Genomic DNA, 603 nt, shown 5'->3' on the forward strand with positions numbered 1-603 from the left:
AAGAGAGATCCCACAACCCCGCATGCGCAACCCCTGCCGGGTCTCACACGCATACGGTTTGGCCTCATCCGGTTTCGCTCGCCACTACTCCCGGAATCACGGTTGTTTTCTCTTCCTGCGGGTACTGAGATGTTTCACTTCCCCGCGTTCCCTCCACTTGCCCTATGTGTTCAGGCAAGGGTGACAGCCCATGACGACTGCCGGGTTTCCCCATTCGGACACCCCCGGATCAAAGCCTGGTTGACGACTCCCCGGGGCCTATCGTGGCCTCCCACGTCCTTCATCGGTTCCTGGTGCCAAGGCATCCACCGTGCGCCCTTAAAAACTTGGCCACAGATGCTCGCGTCCACTGTGCAGTTCTCAAACAACGACCAACCACCCATCACCCCGGGACCACATCCCGAGTGCACTGGGGCCGGCACTGAAGGCAGCCATACGGCCGTGCCCTCAGACACCCAACAGCGTGCCCGACACCCTCACCCCTCCTCGTTCCGTTCCACGCCGAAGCAGTACTGGGAAGAGAAGCTGGTCAAGTGTGCCGAGTAGTCAACGTTCCACCCATGAGCAACCAGCACCGGACGTTCGCCGATGTACTGGCCCCTG

General features: G+C 60.9%; 1 rRNA gene. It reads right to left on the bottom strand.

The features are described 5' to 3' along the window. Positions 1–332 (bottom strand): 23S ribosomal RNA (locus tag KUM38_RS23765); the annotation flags it as partial. Between the last annotated feature and the right edge of the window lie 271 nt (positions 333–603).

Source organism: Streptomyces sp. AC558_RSS880 (assembly GCF_019049255.1).
Taxonomy (GTDB): Bacteria; Actinomycetota; Actinomycetes; order Streptomycetales; family Streptomycetaceae; genus Streptomyces.